Raw genomic sequence first — 14,660 nt, 5'->3', positions numbered from 1 at the left:
GTCCCCTGGACAGGATCGACTGCGGTGTCCAGACTTCCTGCCCCTCGACCGGTCCGATCCCGCGTTGCCGGTCACGGGTGCCGGAGGGACGAGGCATCGGTAGACTCCCGACACGCCTAGGAGAAGGGATCAACCTTGGGCACCGAGCGTCTGGGTGAGTCGCGGCTGCGCGAGACGTTGGCGCTGATCGCGCCCGGCACCCCCCTGCGTGACGGACTGGAGCGGATCCTGCGGGGCCCGCACCGGGGCACTGATCGTCCTGGGCCACGACAGCACCGTCGATTCGATCTCGACCGGCGGCTTCACCCTCGAGGTCCCCTTCACCGCCACCGGCCTGCGCGAGCTGGCCAAGATGGACGGCGCCATCATCGTGGACGCCCAGATCAGCCGAATCATCCGGGCAGCGGTGCACCTGATGCCCGACCACAGCATTCCGTCCAACGAGACCGGCACCCGTCACCGCACCGCCGACCGGGTGGCGCAGCAGACCGGCTTCCCGGTCATCTCGGTCTCCCAGTCGATGCAGATCATCGCCGCCTACGTCGGCGAGACCCGCCACGTCCTGGAGGACACCGGCCAGATCCTGTCCCGCGCCAACCAGGCGCTGGCCACCCTGGAGCGCTACAAGATGCGCCTCGACGAGGTCTCCTCGACCCTCTCCGCCCTGGAGATCGAAGACCTCGTCACCGTGCGCGACGTTGCCGTGGTCGCCCAGCGGCTGGAGATGGTCACCCGCATCGCCCGGGAGATCGAGGACTACATCGTCGAGCTCGGCACCGACGGACGGCTGCTCTCGCTGCAACTGGAGGAACTGGTCACCGGGGTCGATCTGGAGCGGGAGCTGGTCATCCGCGACTACCTGCCCCGCGGGCGGCGTACGGTCCGACCCGAGGATCTGCTCAGCCAGCTCGAGAGCCTCACCGCCACCGAGCTCGTCGACCCCGCGTCCACGGCGCGACTGCTCGGGCTCAGCAACGGCGAGCACCTCGACGGCGCCGTCGCCCCGCGCGGCTACCGCCTGCTCGCCAAGGTGCCACGACTCCCCACCCCGGTCGTCGACCGGCTGGTGGACCACTTCGGCACCCTGCAGAAGCTGCTCTCGGCCGGTGTCGAGGATCTCCAGGCCGTCGACGGCGTCGGCGAGCTCCGGGCGCGCTCGGTGCGCGAGGGTCTCTCCCGGCTGGCCGAGTCCACGATCCTCGAGCGATACGTCTGAGCCACGCCATGCCCGCGACGAGCGAGACCCGCACCGCCGCCGACGTACGCCGCTCCGGGCTGATCGCCCTGGGCGTGATGGTGCTGGTGATGTGGGTCGCCGAGGTCGTCGACATCCTCCTGGACCACCGGCTCGACTACCGCCGCGGCATCGAGCCGCGGGAGGCCGACGGCCTCGACGGCATCGTGTTCGCGCCGTTCCTCCACGCCGACTTCGCCCATCTCATCGGCAACACCGTGCCCTTCCTCATCCTGGGGGCCGCGATCGCCTGGTACGGCGCCGCCCGACTGCTCACCGTCACCGCCGTCATCGCCCTGGTGGCCGGCCTCGGCACCTGGCTGCTGGGTGCTCCGGGCACGGTCCACATCGGCGCGAGCAGCCTGGTCTTCGGGTACGCCGGCTATCTCGTCTCCCGCGGCGTCTTCTCCCGCCGGGTCGGGCAGATCGTGCTGGGTGCGGCGGTCCTGCTGATCTGGGGCGGCACCCTGCTGACCGGTTTCGTGCCGCAGACGGGCGTGTCCTGGCAGGGCCACCTCTTCGGCGCGATCGGCGGCGTCCTCGCGGCGGCTCTGCTCGACCGGCACGACCGGGCCGGCGCCACCGGCCGGTCCCACCGCGGCTAGTCCGACTGAGTCCGGCCCAGAGCCTGGATCACCATCCTGCTTCTGCGCGCCGCCACGTGGTCCTGGGGCGACAGTCGCTCAGCGGTGCAGGAACGAGGGCGAGGGTGTGGTGGAGGCGGCCGGGGTCTGCGGCGTGGTGGACGCGGTCGGCGTCTGGGCTGTGGTGGGGGTCGGGGTGGGCGTGGGTGTGGGGGTCGGGGTGGCCAGCTCGAACTGGGCCGAGGCCGGCTCGCCGCCCAGCGCCGCTACGGTCACGTGGTACCAGCCGGGGCGGGCCCACTCCGTGCGACGGGTGCAGTCCTCGTCGGACCGGCGGGTCAGCCAGGTGAGGTCGGCGGTGGTGTCGAAGTCGCGACGGACCACCAGGGTGGAGGGGCGGATCAGACGGGGGCACTCCACGGTGGTGTAGACGCGGTCGCGGCCCGAGGTGATCCGCAGCTGGAGCGACTCCGGGGAGAGGTCCCAGGTGCAGGCCTCCTCGGTCTCGGTCCGGAAGGTGAGGCCGATCGTGACCGGCTGGGTCGCGGCCGCCCCGGTGACCGAGGGGGTCACGACGATGTCGCTGTCCTCGCAGGTGCCCGTGGGAGCTGGAGGGGTCGGTGTCGGTGTCGGGGACGGCGTACGGCTCTTCTTGGCGCCCTTCGGGGTGGCCGGTCCCGTGGTGGGCCCAACGGTGGGACCGACCGAGGACGGTGCGCTCCGACTGGGCTCGGCGGCGACGTTGGCGGCGTCCGGGTCCTTCGATGAGCCGTCGGATCCGTCGCTGCCGGCGCCGAGCAGTTTCGCGATGCCGACCACGAGCAGGAGCGCCACGCTCAGCACGATGAGGCGACGGCGCCAGTAGACCGACGGGGGCAGCGGCCCACGGGTCATCGAGGTCATGCGCGGCAGACTAGTCAGCCGGGTGGCCCGATCGGGGGTGCCACTCCGGAGGGTCCCTACACCGGGGAGAATCACCCCGGTGAGCACCCTGCACGATCCGATCCTGCGCTGGTACGACGTCCACCAGCGCGACCTGCCGTGGCGCTCGGCCTCGGCCTCGGCCTGGTCGGTGCTCGTCTCCGAGGTGATGCTCCAGCAGACCCCGGTCAGCCGGGTGCTGCCCGTGCACGCGGCCTGGCTCGAACGCTGGCCGACCCCCGCGGCCCTGGCCGCCGTGCCCTCCGGTGAGGCCGTCCGCGCCTGGGGCCGGCTCGGCTACCCCCGCCGGGCGCTGCGGCTGCACGCGGCCGCGACCGCCGTCGTCGAACGGCACGACGGTGAGATCCCCACCGACCTGACCGAGCTGAAGGCCCTGCCCGGGGTCGGCGAGTACACCGCGGCGGCGGTGGCCAGCTTCGCCTTCGGCCAGCGCCACGTCGTCCTCGACACGAACGTACGCCGCGTCCTGGCCCGGGCCCTCGGCGGCCAGGAGCTTCCCGCGCCCTCGCTCACCCGCGCCGAGCGCGACCGCGCCGCCGACGTCCTGCCCGCCGAGGAGGCCACCGCGGCCACCTGGGCGGTGGCGGTGATGGAACTCGGCGCGCTGGTCTGCACCGCCAACCAGCCCCGCTGCGAGGCCTGCCCGGTCGCCGCGCAGTGCGCCTGGCGGCTGGCCGGACGCCCGGCGTACGACGGCCCGGCGCGGCGTACCCAGGCGTGGGCCGGCACCGACCGGCAGTGCCGCGGCCGGCTGATGGCGGTGCTGCGCGACGCGGACGGGCCCGTGCACCGCAGCTCGCTGGACCTGGTCTGGGAGCAGACCGCGCAGCGCGAACGCGCCCTGGCAGGCCTGCTCGCCGACGGTCTCGCGATCCGGGTCGGCCCCGACTCCTACGCCCTCCCCGACTGACCCCGCGGACTTTCGCCACGCCCGGGACGGCGGCCGGGTGGGCGGCCCCGACTCCTACGCCCTCCCCGACTGACCCAGCAGACCCCGGCCACGCCCGGGACGCCGGCCGGGTGGGCGGCCTCGAAGCCGACGAGCGGACCGGCGCGCGGCGCGCGTGAAGGGCGTGAAGGGCGTGGCGCTCAGGCGCGTCCTCGGGCGGTCAGGAACCGGTGTCGGCCCTCGGCCAGGTCGACGAGGGGCTCCGGGTAGTCCAGCCCCCGACGCTGTTCCGGGTCGAGCCGCCATGGCTCGTGTACGGCTCCGCCGGGCACCCCGGCCAGCTCGGCGACGTACCGGCGGACGTAGCTGCCGTCCGGATCGTGTCGGTGGGCCTGGGAGATCGGGTTGAGGATGCGGTTGGGCCGGGTGTCGGTCCCGGTCCCGGCGGCCCACTGCCAGTTCAACTGGTTGTTGGCGACGTCGCCGTCGACGAGGAGCCGCAGGAAGTGCGCCGCCCCGTGTCGCCAGTCCTGGTAGAGGGTCTTGGTCAGGAAACTGGCCGCGATCAGCCGGGCCCGGTTGTGCATCCAGCCCTCGCGGGCCAGCTGGCGCATGCCGGCGTCGACGATCGGATAGCCGGTCCGGCCCTCCCGCCAGGCCGCCAGCTCCTCGGGGTCCTCGCGCCAGCGGTCGGCGTGCGGCCGGTAGTCGACCCGAGCGGTCTCCGGGCGGGCGGCGAGCACCTGGTGGTGGAAGTCGCGCCAGGCGAGCTGTCGCAGGAAGGAGGTCGCGCCCTCCCCTTCCGAGCCCACCGTAGCCATCACCTGCCGGGGCGAGAGGCAGCCGAAGTGCAGGTACGGCGACAGCCTCGAGGTGCCGTCCCTGTCCATCCGGTCCGATTCCCCGGCGTACCCCGGCACGTCGTCGGCCCAGCGTCGGAGCCGCTCCAGTCCGGCCGTCTCGCCGCCGCGGGGAAGGTCCGGCGAGACGCGGCCGGGTCGGAGTGTGTCGGCGCGCGGGATCCGCCCGCAGGCCATCGGTGGCATCCGCAGCCTCGTCGGCGCCTCCGTCGGGCGGCCCGGGCGCTGCTGCCACCAGCGGCGGAAGTACGGCGTGAACACCGCGAAGTGGTCCTTGCCCTGCGGGGTGAGCAGGCCGGGCGGTACGGCGGTGATCGATCCCCGGTGGACCACCAGCTCCCGTCCGCCGGCCGCGAGTGCGCGGTCGAGCTCGGCCTCCCGACGCTGCGCGTACCCGCTGACGTCTGCGGCCAGGTGGACCCGGCGGGCACCCGCCTGCGCGGCGACCCGGCAGACCTCCTCGACCGCCCCGCCCCGTCGGATGACCAAATCGGCACCACGGTCCCGTAGCCCCGCGCGGAGATCCTCCAGCGTCTTGACCAGGAAGACGGCCCGGTTGGCGGAGACGAAACCCTCCATGCCGCGGTCGATCACGAACAGGGGCACCACCGGCCCGCGCTCCGCGGCCGCCGCCAGCACCGGGTTGTCACGCACCCGCAGATCGCGGGTGAACAACGCGACGGAGACCTCCCCGAGGTCTGGATCCCTCGTCCTCGCCACGGCTTCCTCCTCCCCGACGACCGCGCGTCCAGCGTAGGAGACCTCCCTCGACCCGGACAGGATCGGTCCGGTGCGGGATCGCACCGGGCGCATCCGGCAAGGGATAGCTTGGCGCCCGGTGGGCCCGGTTCGAGGAGGGCTTCCTCGCCCGGAGCAAGGGGCGGGCGCGGCTGCGCCCGGAGGACCTCAGCCGCTCCGAGCGACGCCGCCACGGTCGCGACCTGGGACGCCGGGGCGGCACGATGCCGCCCCGACCGGTGCTGGTGGCGGCCGACGAGGAGCATCTCAGCGAGCGTCTGGGGCTGTTCGTGATCGTCGTCCTGGGTGAGGGCCTCATCCAGATCGTGACCGCCGCCGGAGGGATCGACTGGGACGCAGAGGTCTACGTCGTCGCCGGGTGTTCCTTCCTGATCCTGGTGTCCCTGTGGTGGCTCTCCCTCGAGCGGGGTGACAACGGCCTGCCGATGCTGAGTCGCGGTGCGCTCCCGGTACGACTGAGCCTCCTCCTGCACTGGCTCTTCAGCGGCGCTCTGGTGGCACTGGCGATCGTGCTCGGCGAAGCCGTGACCGAGGCGGACGCCGGCCTGGCGCGTGCTCCTCGGCTGCTTGTGACCGGCGCATTGATGCTGTGCCTGTTGGTGCTCGCCGCCTCCTCGCTCGCCTCCGGTAGACGCCTCGCCGTCGTGTTCGTCTCCGTCCTGCCGGGCGTTGCGGTGCTGGCTGCGGTCGCACTGCCCCATGGCGACGTGTCCAGCGTCGCCGTCCTGCCGCTGCTGACGGCAGCCGTGGTCTGGCCGGTCCTGCACGCTGTGGCGCGCGAGCGAGCGAGCGCCCAGGCCGGTTGAGGACCTACCGGCTCGGCGATCGGCCAGCGACGAGGTGATCGGTCCGGTGCCGCCGCCGACACCTGACGGGGCGGCAGCGCTCGCCGGTCCCGACCCGGGTCCTGACCGCGGGTTCGAGGAATCTGCGATTCACACCCATCCGGTCGGCGGCCCGGCACCGGATCACTGGTGAGACGAGCGAAGTGTCCGCAATCGAAGGGAATCGACATGCTGCTCCACCAGGTGCGACGTACAAGCGGGATCGTGGCCCTTGCCGCGGTGCTCGCCCTCCCCCTCGCGGCCTGCGGTGGCGAGGACGACACGAGTGACGCGGCTGGATCGGATGAGACCAGTGCCGCGACCGACGAGAGCTCGATGAGCGAGGACGCCATGGCCACCGAGGTCTTCGGTGACGGGTGCAGCCAGGTGCCGACCGCCGGGGAGGGGTCGGTGGGCGGCATGGTCGACGACCCGGTCGCCACGGCGGCCGCCAACAATCCGCTGCTCACCACGCTGACGACCGCGATCGGCTCCATCGACGGGCTCTCCGACACGCTGAACAGCGCCGAAGCGCTGACCGTCTTCGCACCGGTCAACTCGGCCTTCGAGGAGATCCCCCCGAAGGACCTGCAGGCGATGGTCGAGGACGGGCAGAAGAACGGCGAGGACAGCGACCTGTACGGCGTTCTCGCCCACCACGTGGTCGGCGAGAACGCCGACGCCACCGCGGTCGTCGGGGAGCACGAGACGCTGGCCGGCGACACACTGACCGTCGAGGGCGACCCCGAGACCGGGATGACGGTGAGCGACGGCACCGTCACGGCCAAGGTCCTGTGTGGGAACGTGCCGACCGCCAACGCCACCGTCTACGTGATCGATTCGGTCCTCACGGGTACTGGCTGACCCAGGGACCACGTGAGCGAAGCGACCGATCTCTACCGCGGAAGGACCACCGCATGGATCCGGGTAACCCCGAACCGGCCGAGCGCCCCCTCGCAGGGACGCCGGCCGGTGCCGACCTGGCCGGGCTGCTGCGCAGGTCGGCGCGTGGTGATCGCGCCGCCTTCGCGGAGGTCTACGACGCCACCGTGTCGCGCGTCTACGGTCAGGTCGTCCGGGTGATGCGCGACGCGGCCCAGGCCGAGGAGGTCACCCAGGAGATCTATCTGGAGATCTGGCGTCGGGCCAGCCGTTTCGATCCTGCCCGTGGCAGCGCGCTCGGCTGGGTGTTGGCCATCGCCCACAGCCGAGCGGTCGACCGGGTCCGCAGCTCCGAGGCGGCCACCCGGCGCGAGACGACGTACCAGGTGCGCAACCGGAGCATCGACCACGACACCACGGCAGATGCGGCCCACTCCTCACTCGAGGCGCGCCGGGTCCGTACGGCGCTCGCCCAGCTCACCGAGGTGCAGCGGGAAGCGGTCGAGCTCGCCTACTTCGGGGGCTATACGCACACCGAGGTGGCCACGCTGCTCGACCTGCCGGTAGGGACAGCGAAGTCCAGGATCCGCGACGGCCTGATCCGGCTCCGCGACACGATCGGAGGGGCACGATGACCGATCAGGAGTTCTACGACGGCGGCGACGTGCACACCCTGTCCGGGGCCTACGCGGTGGACGCCGTCGACGACACCGAGAGGGCGCGCTTCGAGGAGCACCTGCGCGGGTGTGCCGAGTGCCGGGCAGAGGTGGCCGAGCTGCGCGAGACCGCGGCCCGGCTCAGCACCGACCTGGTGGAGCCACCCGCCGCCCTCCGGGGCCGGGTGCTGGAGGGCATCGAGTCGATCCGGCCGCTCCCGCCCCTGCCGCCGGAACAGTCGCCCGAACAGCCGACCGAGGCCCGGTCCGAGGAGGTCGGCGACGAGCTCGCGACCCGTCGTCGGCGTCGGATGCCGCTGCTGCTGGCCGCGGCGGCGTCGGTGGTGCTGATCGCGGCGGTCGCCCTCACCGCGTGGCTCGGCCCGTGGTCCCAGGAGGACCCGGAGCCGATCACGGCGACCGAGAGGGTGCTGACCGCCGACGACGCCACCCGTAGCACGCTGGAGTTCGAGGACGGCTCGAGCGCCACCGTGGTGATGTCGCCGAGCGTGGACCGGGCCGCGATCACCACCGACGACATGGCACCCGCACCGGAGGGGCAGGTCTACCAACTCTGGTACGAGGACCCGTCCGGGGGCATGGAGTCCGCCGGCCTGATGCCCGACGACAGCGACGCCACCGTCCTGCTGGACGGGGAGGTCGGTGACCACACCGGCGTCGGGATCACCGTCGAGCCCGACGGCGGCTCACCGGCGCCCACCTCCGATCCGATCGCGCTGTTCGCGTTCGACGGGTGAGGCCGATGACGCCACGACCGCCGCGACACCTCGCCGTGGTGGGCTCGGGAGTAGCCGGGCTCACCGCGGCCTACGTCGCCTCGCGCACCTGCCGGGTCACCCTCCTCGAGGCCGACGACCGGCTCGGCGGACACGCCGACACCCACCGGGTGATCGATCCGAACGGCGTCGAACTCGCCGTCGACAGCGGATTCATCGTGCACAACCGGCGCACCTACCCGGTGCTGTTGAGACTCTTCGACGAACTGGGCGTGGCCACCCAGGAGTCCGAGATGTCGCTGTCGGTCAGTGACGAGGTCACCGGTCTGGAGTGGGCCGGCGCGCTCGGCCCACGTGGGCTCTTCCCCACCCTGGACAACCTCCGAGACCCGGCGTTCCTGCGGATGCTGGCCGAGATCCCCCGGTTCCACCGGCGCGCCCGACGACTCCTGCGGGAGGCGGGCACATCGGGACAGACGTTGGGGCGGTTCCTGGACGCGGGTCGGTTCTCGGCGTACTTCCGCCGGCACTTCATCGAACCCCTGGTCGCCGCGGTGTGGTCGTGCGACCCGGCAGTGGCCCTCGAATACCCCGCGGCGTACTTGTTCACCTTCCTCGAGCACCACGGCATGCTCGGCGTCCTCGGGTCGCCCACCTGGCGCACGGTCTCCGGCGGCTCGCAGGCCTACGTCGAGCGGGTGGCCGCGGCCGTGCGCGCGACCGGCGGGGAGATCCGCACCAGGTCCGCGGTCCACGGAGTAGGCGAGTGCGCCGACGGCGTCCGACTCCTCGTCGGCGACCGCACCGAGACCTACGACGCCGTCGTCGTGGCCACCCATCCGGACCAGGCGCTCGCCCTGCTCACCGACCCGAATCCGGTACAACGCAAGCTCCTCGGCGCCCTGCCCTACTCGACGAACACCGCGCTCCTGCACACCGATGCCCGACTGCTGCCGCGGTCGCCGTCCGCCCGGGCGGCCTGGAACTTCCGGCGGCCGCTGCGCGACCAGGATTCGGTCCTGGTCACCTACGACCTCACCCGGCTCCAGCGACTGCCGACCGAGACCCGGTACCTCGTGACCCTCGGCGGCGAAGGCCTGGTCGACCCCACCACCGTGATCGCCCGGCGCGAGTACGCCCATCCGCTCTACACGCCGGACTCCGTCGCCGCCCGGGGACGGCTGCGGGAGGTCGACACCGAACGGGTCGTGTTCGCCGGCGCCTACCAGGGCTGGGGCTTCCACGAGGACGGCGCCCGATCCGGGCTGGAAGCGGTGGAGCGACTGGGCGTGACCTGGCCGGAGCGGGCCCGTCCGGCCACGGCGTACGCCACGACGATCACCCACACCCGCCGTACGCCGTTCCGCCGTACCTTCCGGCACCGCTCGCACACCTGGCTGGTCGATCTGGACCACCTGCCCGACAGGGTGCCCGGGGGCGGCCGGTTCAGCGCGCGCGACCACTTCACCGGCGACGCGGCCACCATCCGGGCAGGGCTCGACCGGTTGCTCACCCTGCACGGCCTCGACCTGCGCGGGGGGCGCGCGCTGATGCTCGCCCACCCGCGTGCCTTCGGCCACTGCTTCAACCCGATCACGGTGCACTGGTGCTGGGCCGATCCGGCGGGCCTGGGGCGGCCGGCCGCGACCGTGGTGGAGGTGCACAACACCTACGGGGACCGGCACGCCTACGTTCTGCGCGCGGACGAGCACGGTCGGGCGGAGATCCCGAAGGCGATGTACGTCTCCCCCTTCCACGGCACCGACGGCAACTACCGGGTCCAGGCCCCACCCCCCGACCCCGGCAGCGGCCGAGTGCGGGTGAGCGTCTCGCTGCGCACGCAGGACGGGGCGCGGTTCGTGGCCGGCCTGACCGGCGCGCCGACCGATCCACCGCGGCTACCCCTCGCCTCGCTGCGCACCGCCGCACTGATCCGCCTGCACGGCATCGCGCTGTGGGCGCGCGGCCTCCCCATCCATCCGCGACCGCACCACCGCCAGGAGGGCGCCCGATGAGCACACCGGACACCGCGACCCGGCCCGCGCTGCGGGCCTGGCCCGATCTGCGCCCGACCCGTCCCGGAGGCCCGGGCGCGGCGATCGCACGCCGGCTCTTCCGGTCCGCGATCCAGCGTCTCGACGTCCAGGTCCACGTCGCGGCTGGCGACCGCACCCCCGCCGAGGTGCTCGGCCGCGGCGGCCCTGCGATCGAGGTACGCCGCCCCGACGAGTTCTACGCGCGGCTCGCCCGCGATCAACTGATCGGCCTCGGGGAGTCCTACCTCACCGGTGCCTGGGACGAGGGGCCCGGTGCCCCGCCAGAAGCGCTCGGCGACTTCCTGGCCGTGCTCGCCGCCGACCTGACCGGGCTGGTGCCCGCTCCCCTGCAACGGCTCCGCCGGCTGGTGGTGACCGCCCGGCCCGAGTCCGACCGAGGCAGCCGGCGCAACACCCGCACCAACGTCGCACACCACTACGACCTGTCCAACGAACTCTTCGGCCTCTTCCTCGACCCGTCCCTCTCCTACTCCGCCGCCCTCTTCGAGGGACCTCCGGCCCAGGCCACCGCAGCAGATCTGGAAGGCGCGCAGCACCGGAAGATCGACCGCCTCCTCGACCGGGCCGGGGTGGGCCCCGGCACCCGGCTGCTGGAGATCGGCACCGGCTGGGGCGAGCTCGCGATCCGCGCCGCGGCCCGGGGCGCGCGGGTCGACACCATCACCCTCTCGGCCGAGCAGGCCCGGCTCGCCCGCTCCCGGATCGCATCCGCGCGGCTCGACGATCGGATCGACGTCCGGCTCTGCGACTACCGCGCGCTGCTCGAGGATCCCGGCGCAAGGGCGGCGTACGACGCCGTCGTGTCGGTCGAGATGGTCGAGGCGGTCGGCCGGGCGTACTGGCCGACGTACTTCCGCACCCTCGACCACGTCCTGGCACCCCAGGGCCGGATCGCGATCCAGGCGATCACGCTGCCCCACGAGCGGATGCTCGCCACCAGGAACACCCATACCTTCATCACCAAGTACGTCTTCCCCGGCGGCTCCCTACCCTCGGTCCGGGCGATCAGCGAGACCGCGGCCGCACACAGCTCGCTGCGCGTCGTGGACGACCTGGCGATCGGTCCGCACTACACCCGGACCCTGGAGCTGTGGGACCAGGCCTTCGGGGCCGCGCGCGAGGACGTGCTCGCCCTGGGCTTCGACGAGACGTTCTGCCGGCTTTGGCACTTCTACCTGCAGTACAGCAGGGCCGGCTTCGCGGCCGGCTACCTCGACGACCATCAGCTGACCCTCGCCCGGGAGGACCGATGACCGCGCTCCGCACCACCACACCCGAGAACGGCATCGCCGCCCGGCTCGGCGAGGCGCTGACACCATTCGTCGGGGGCGAACTCCCGGTGCGGCTCGTCGCCTGGGACGGCTCGGAGGCCGGGCCCACCGGAGCTCCCACCGTGGAGCTACGGTCGCCGGACGCGCTCCGCCGGTTGCTCTGGCACCCCGGGGAGCTGGGCGCGGCCCAGGCCTACGTGACCGGGGAGATCGACGTACCGGGCGACCTCGAATCGGCTCTCACGCACGCCTTCGCCGTGGCCCGGGAGCGCGGACTGCGTGCCGGACGGCCTTCGTTGAGCGCGCTCACCGGCGCGCTACGGACCGCCGCCGGGCTCGACCTCCTCGGCCGCCCGCCCGCCGTACCGGCCACGCAGGCCCGGGTACGCGGCCGGCTGCACACCAGGTCCCGCGATCGGCAGGCGATCGGTCACCACTACGACATCCCGGCCGAGTTCTACCGGCTGATCCTCGACCCGGCGATGACCTACTCGTGCGGCTACCACGTCCGCCCGTCGGTGGGGCTGGCGGAGGCCCAGCAGGCCAAGCTCAGCCTGGTGTGCCGCAAGCTGGGGCTCAGTCCCGGCGGTCGACTCCTCGACGTCGGCTCCGGCTGGGGCGCGTTGGCCCTGCACGCGGCCGAGCACTTCGGTGCGCACGTCGTCGGCGTCACGATCTCCGCCGAGCAGCAGGCCTACGCCGAGCGGACGGCCCGGCAGCGGGGGCTCGGCGACCGGGCCGAGTTCCGGCTGTGCGACTACCGCGACGCCGTACCGTCCCCCGGGGAGGAGTACGACGCGGTCGCCTCGCTGGAGATGGGCGAGCATGTCGGACGCCGCAACTACCCGACTTACGCGGCCGTCCTGCGCGACGCGGTCCGTCCCGGCGGGCGGGTGCTGGTGCAGCAGATGTCGCGCTCCGGGAAGTGGCCCGGGGGCGGGCCGTTCATCGAGTCCTTCATCGCGCCCGACATGCACATGCGCCCGGTCGGCCAGACCGTCGCGCTGCTCGAGGGAGCCGGGCTGGAACTCCGGGACGTGCACGCCCTGCGTGAGCACTACGTGCTGACCGTCGCGGGCTGGAGGGCCCGCTTGGAGGAGAACCGCGACCGGCTGACCGACCTGGTCGGCGAGGAGATGATGCGGGTGTGGCGGCTCTACCTGGTCGGTGGCGCGCTTGCGTTCCGCGATGGCCGGATGGGGGTCGATCAGATCCTGATGGTGCGTCCCGGCGCCGACCATCACCTGCCGGCAGTGCGCGCATGGTGATCGACCTGCTCGTGGTGGCCGGTGCCACCGCGGGCGTCGCCCTGGTCGTCATGACCGTGACGGCCCTGGTGGCCCGCACCCGGGATCGGGTCGCGGTCGTCGACGTCGCCTGGGGACTCGTGCTCGTGCTGATGGCACTCGCCGCAGCAGTGGTCGCCACCGTCCTCGGCGCCGGGACGCTGTGGCGTTCCTGGCTGGTCGCGGTCCTGGTGGCCGTCTGGGGCCTCCGCCTGGCCTGGCACATCCGCCGCCGCGCGCAGGGCGCCGGGGAGGATCCCCGCTACGAGGAGATGCTCGGCGGAACGCTCGCCGAGGTCGGACTCGGGGTCGCGGTGCGCGAGGTCTTCGCGGTCCAAGGCGTGGCGGCCTGGTTCATCGCGCTGCCGGTCACGCTCGGCGCGGTGGTCGAGGTGGCGTGGTGGCCGGTCGTCCTGGCGGGCGCGTTGATCTGGGGGGTCGGTCTCCTCTTCGAGGCGGTCGGCGACGCCCAGCTGGCGGCGTACCGTCGGCGACCCAGGGACGAGCGTCCGAAGGTGCTCGACACCGGGCTGTGGCGCTACTCCCGCCACCCCAACTACTTCGGAGATGCCTGCGTGTGGTGGGGCCTATGGCTCAGCGCCGGTCTGGCGAGCGGTTGGCAGCTGGGGCTGGGCACCCTCCTGGGACCGGTCGCGATGACCTACTTCCTCGCCTTCGCCACCGGTGCGCGCCTGCTGGAGCGGTCCATGATGCGGCGGCCCGGGTACGCCGAATACGCCGCGCGCACCTCGATGTTCATCCCCCTCCCACCGCGCAGCCGTGGTTCCACCGGTGCCTCGGGAGCCTCCAGGACTCACCGCTAGACGGCACGACGTGACCGTTTTCGTCGAGCCGGTCACGTCCTCCGTCTAGGACTCGGTCTTGGCCGGCCCGACGGGGCGGCCCACGATCATGGTGGCCAAAGCCCGGTCGTCGAAGGTCGCGGCGGTCTCGAGGTCCGTCAGGGCTCCGAGTCCGTCGAGGACTCGGGTGAAGAACGCGCGGGCCGCGACGGCATAGACGACGTCGGCGATGTCGGTGTCGCTCAGGCCGACCGCGCGTAGACCCTCTATGTCGGCCCGGTCGACCGACGTGGCGTCGACCGCCACCTTCGTGGCGAACTCGAAGACCGCGCGATCCTCCTCGCCCAGACGACCCCCGCTCGGATCGGCGATCAAGGCCTCCAAGGTGGCCTCGTCGTGGCAGAGATCGCGCAGGAAGGTGGCGTGCGCGATCGTGCAGTAGGTGCTGCCCAGGGCGCGAGCCGCGGCGATGCTCGCCAACTCGTAGCGTCGCCGGTCCATGTGCACGACGACGGCCGCGCCCATCCGGGCCCAGGCGGTGGCGACCGCCGGGCGAGGGGCGAACGCCGCGGCGTAGTTCGGCAGGAACCCCCACCGCTCACGCTGGGTCCGGTAGTACTCGGCCAGCGCTGCGGATGCCTCCGCCTCAGGGGCGACCTCGATCAGCATCCGACCAGTGTCCTACTTTCCCGGTCGGCCCACCAGCACGCTCTCGGGGCCGGCCGAGCGAGGTCCCCGCCCGCAATCGGCTCGACGAACCGGTCACGGTCAACCCGTCTCGATCCCGCCTCGATCCCGCCTCGATCCCGTCTCGTGGGCGCGGACGAACGACGCCCCGGCCCCTCACGAGGAGGGACCGGGGCGTGTTCTCAGGCG

13 protein-coding genes and 1 pseudogene are annotated in these 14,660 nt (G+C 72.8%); 11 read left to right on the top strand and 3 right to left on the bottom strand.

Annotation, left to right across the window (positions count from 1 at the left end):
- Positions 1 to 135: 135 nt before the first annotated feature.
- A pseudogene (disA, locus tag G515_RS21090) lies at positions 136 to 1,216 on the top strand (DNA integrity scanning diadenylate cyclase DisA).
- Between the two features lie 8 nt (positions 1,217 to 1,224).
- On the top strand, positions 1,225 to 1,839 hold the full coding sequence (locus G515_RS21085) for a rhomboid family intramembrane serine protease (RefSeq protein WP_051218317.1): 615 nt from the start codon (positions 1,225 to 1,227) through the stop codon (positions 1,837 to 1,839).
- A 78-nt stretch (positions 1,840 to 1,917) separates the two neighbouring features.
- Here G515_RS21085 and G515_RS0111880 read toward each other — a convergent pair whose 3' ends face one another.
- Positions 1,918 to 2,721, bottom strand: a complete 804-nt coding sequence (locus G515_RS0111880) for a hypothetical protein (RefSeq protein ID WP_028660311.1) — start codon at positions 2,719 to 2,721, stop codon at positions 1,918 to 1,920.
- A 79-nt stretch (positions 2,722 to 2,800) separates the two neighbouring features.
- Between G515_RS0111880 and G515_RS0111875 the strand changes: the two genes are divergently transcribed.
- Positions 2,801 to 3,670, top strand: a complete 870-nt coding sequence (locus G515_RS0111875; protein ID WP_028660310.1) for an HhH-GPD family protein — start codon at positions 2,801 to 2,803, stop codon at positions 3,668 to 3,670.
- Between the two features lie 179 nt (positions 3,671 to 3,849).
- Here the strand turns inward: G515_RS0111875 and G515_RS0111870 are convergent, their stop codons facing one another.
- A complete protein-coding gene (locus G515_RS0111870; RefSeq protein ID WP_051218419.1) occupies positions 3,850 to 5,229 on the bottom strand; it encodes a cryptochrome/photolyase family protein in 1,380 nt (459 codons plus the stop codon).
- A gap of 242 nt (positions 5,230 to 5,471) precedes the next feature.
- On the opposite strand from G515_RS0111870, the gene G515_RS22730 reads away from it, so the two are divergent.
- The 8 genes from G515_RS22730 to G515_RS0111830 all read left to right on the top strand — a co-directional run bounded on the left by G515_RS22730 (position 5,472) and on the right by G515_RS0111830 (position 13,805).
- Positions 5,472 to 6,074: a low temperature requirement protein A gene (locus G515_RS22730; protein WP_084653498.1), complete on the top strand. Its 603-nt coding sequence runs from the start codon at positions 5,472 to 5,474 to the stop codon at positions 6,072 to 6,074.
- 207 nt (positions 6,075 to 6,281) lie between these two features.
- Positions 6,282 to 6,956: a fasciclin domain-containing protein gene (locus G515_RS0111860; RefSeq protein ID WP_028660308.1), complete on the top strand. Its 675-nt coding sequence runs from the start codon at positions 6,282 to 6,284 to the stop codon at positions 6,954 to 6,956.
- 53 nt (positions 6,957 to 7,009) lie between these two features.
- Positions 7,010 to 7,609: an ECF RNA polymerase sigma factor SigK gene (gene sigK, locus G515_RS0111855; RefSeq protein WP_028660307.1), complete on the top strand. Its 600-nt coding sequence runs from the start codon at positions 7,010 to 7,012 to the stop codon at positions 7,607 to 7,609.
- Positions 7,606 to 8,388 (top strand): anti-sigma factor, encoded by a 783-nt coding sequence (locus tag G515_RS0111850; RefSeq protein ID WP_028660306.1) that lies wholly within the window; start codon positions 7,606 to 7,608, stop codon positions 8,386 to 8,388. The genes sigK and G515_RS0111850 overlap by 4 nt, the downstream gene beginning before the upstream one ends.
- A gap of 5 nt (positions 8,389 to 8,393) precedes the next feature.
- On the top strand, positions 8,394 to 10,382 hold the full coding sequence (locus G515_RS0111845; RefSeq protein WP_036555467.1) for an FAD-dependent oxidoreductase: 1,989 nt from the start codon (positions 8,394 to 8,396) through the stop codon (positions 10,380 to 10,382).
- Complete coding sequence (locus G515_RS21075; RefSeq protein ID WP_084653496.1) at positions 10,379 to 11,677, top strand: SAM-dependent methyltransferase; 1,299 nt, start codon at positions 10,379 to 10,381, stop codon at positions 11,675 to 11,677. The genes G515_RS0111845 and G515_RS21075 overlap by 4 nt, the downstream gene beginning before the upstream one ends.
- Positions 11,674 to 12,963: an SAM-dependent methyltransferase gene (locus G515_RS0111835; protein ID WP_036555466.1), complete on the top strand. Its 1,290-nt coding sequence runs from the start codon at positions 11,674 to 11,676 to the stop codon at positions 12,961 to 12,963. Before G515_RS21075 ends, G515_RS0111835 begins: the two co-directional genes overlap by 4 nt.
- Positions 12,957 to 13,805: a DUF1295 domain-containing protein gene (locus G515_RS0111830; protein ID WP_036555464.1), complete on the top strand. Its 849-nt coding sequence runs from the start codon at positions 12,957 to 12,959 to the stop codon at positions 13,803 to 13,805. The genes G515_RS0111835 and G515_RS0111830 overlap by 7 nt, the downstream gene beginning before the upstream one ends.
- A 45-nt stretch (positions 13,806 to 13,850) precedes the next feature.
- Here G515_RS0111830 and G515_RS0111825 read toward each other — a convergent pair whose 3' ends face one another.
- Complete coding sequence (locus tag G515_RS0111825; RefSeq protein ID WP_028660302.1) at positions 13,851 to 14,453, bottom strand: carboxymuconolactone decarboxylase family protein; 603 nt, start codon at positions 14,451 to 14,453, stop codon at positions 13,851 to 13,853.
- Between the last annotated feature and the right edge of the window lie 207 nt (positions 14,454 to 14,660).

This window comes from Nocardioides insulae DSM 17944, assembly GCF_000422825.1.
GTDB classification, from domain to species: domain Bacteria; phylum Actinomycetota; class Actinomycetes; order Propionibacteriales; family Nocardioidaceae; genus Nocardioides; species Nocardioides insulae.
Note: the sequence above shows the minus strand (reverse complement) of the source record. Positions and strands in the feature narration are given on the sequence as shown.

Excerpts from the sequence above, each read along its gene's own strand:
- G515_RS21085 (WP_051218317.1), top strand. The coding sequence starts at position 1,225 with ATGCCCGCGACGAGCGAGACCCGCACCGCCGCCGACGTACGCCGCTCC.
- G515_RS0111880 (WP_028660311.1), bottom strand. The coding sequence starts at position 2,721 with ATGACCTCGATGACCCGTGGGCCGCTGCCCCCGTCGGTCTACTGGCGC.
- G515_RS22730 (WP_084653498.1), top strand. The coding sequence starts at position 5,472 with ATGCCGCCCCGACCGGTGCTGGTGGCGGCCGACGAGGAGCATCTCAGC.
- G515_RS0111860 (WP_028660308.1), top strand. The coding sequence starts at position 6,282 with ATGCTGCTCCACCAGGTGCGACGTACAAGCGGGATCGTGGCCCTTGCC.
- sigK (WP_028660307.1), top strand. The coding sequence starts at position 7,010 with ATGGATCCGGGTAACCCCGAACCGGCCGAGCGCCCCCTCGCAGGGACG.
- G515_RS0111850 (WP_028660306.1), top strand. The coding sequence starts at position 7,606 with ATGACCGATCAGGAGTTCTACGACGGCGGCGACGTGCACACCCTGTCC.
- G515_RS0111845 (WP_036555467.1), top strand. The coding sequence starts at position 8,394 with ATGACGCCACGACCGCCGCGACACCTCGCCGTGGTGGGCTCGGGAGTA.
- G515_RS21075 (WP_084653496.1), top strand. The coding sequence starts at position 10,379 with ATGAGCACACCGGACACCGCGACCCGGCCCGCGCTGCGGGCCTGGCCC.
- G515_RS0111835 (WP_036555466.1), top strand. The coding sequence starts at position 11,674 with ATGACCGCGCTCCGCACCACCACACCCGAGAACGGCATCGCCGCCCGG.
- G515_RS0111830 (WP_036555464.1), top strand. The coding sequence starts at position 12,957 with ATGGTGATCGACCTGCTCGTGGTGGCCGGTGCCACCGCGGGCGTCGCC.
- G515_RS0111825 (WP_028660302.1), bottom strand. The coding sequence starts at position 14,453 with ATGCTGATCGAGGTCGCCCCTGAGGCGGAGGCATCCGCAGCGCTGGCC.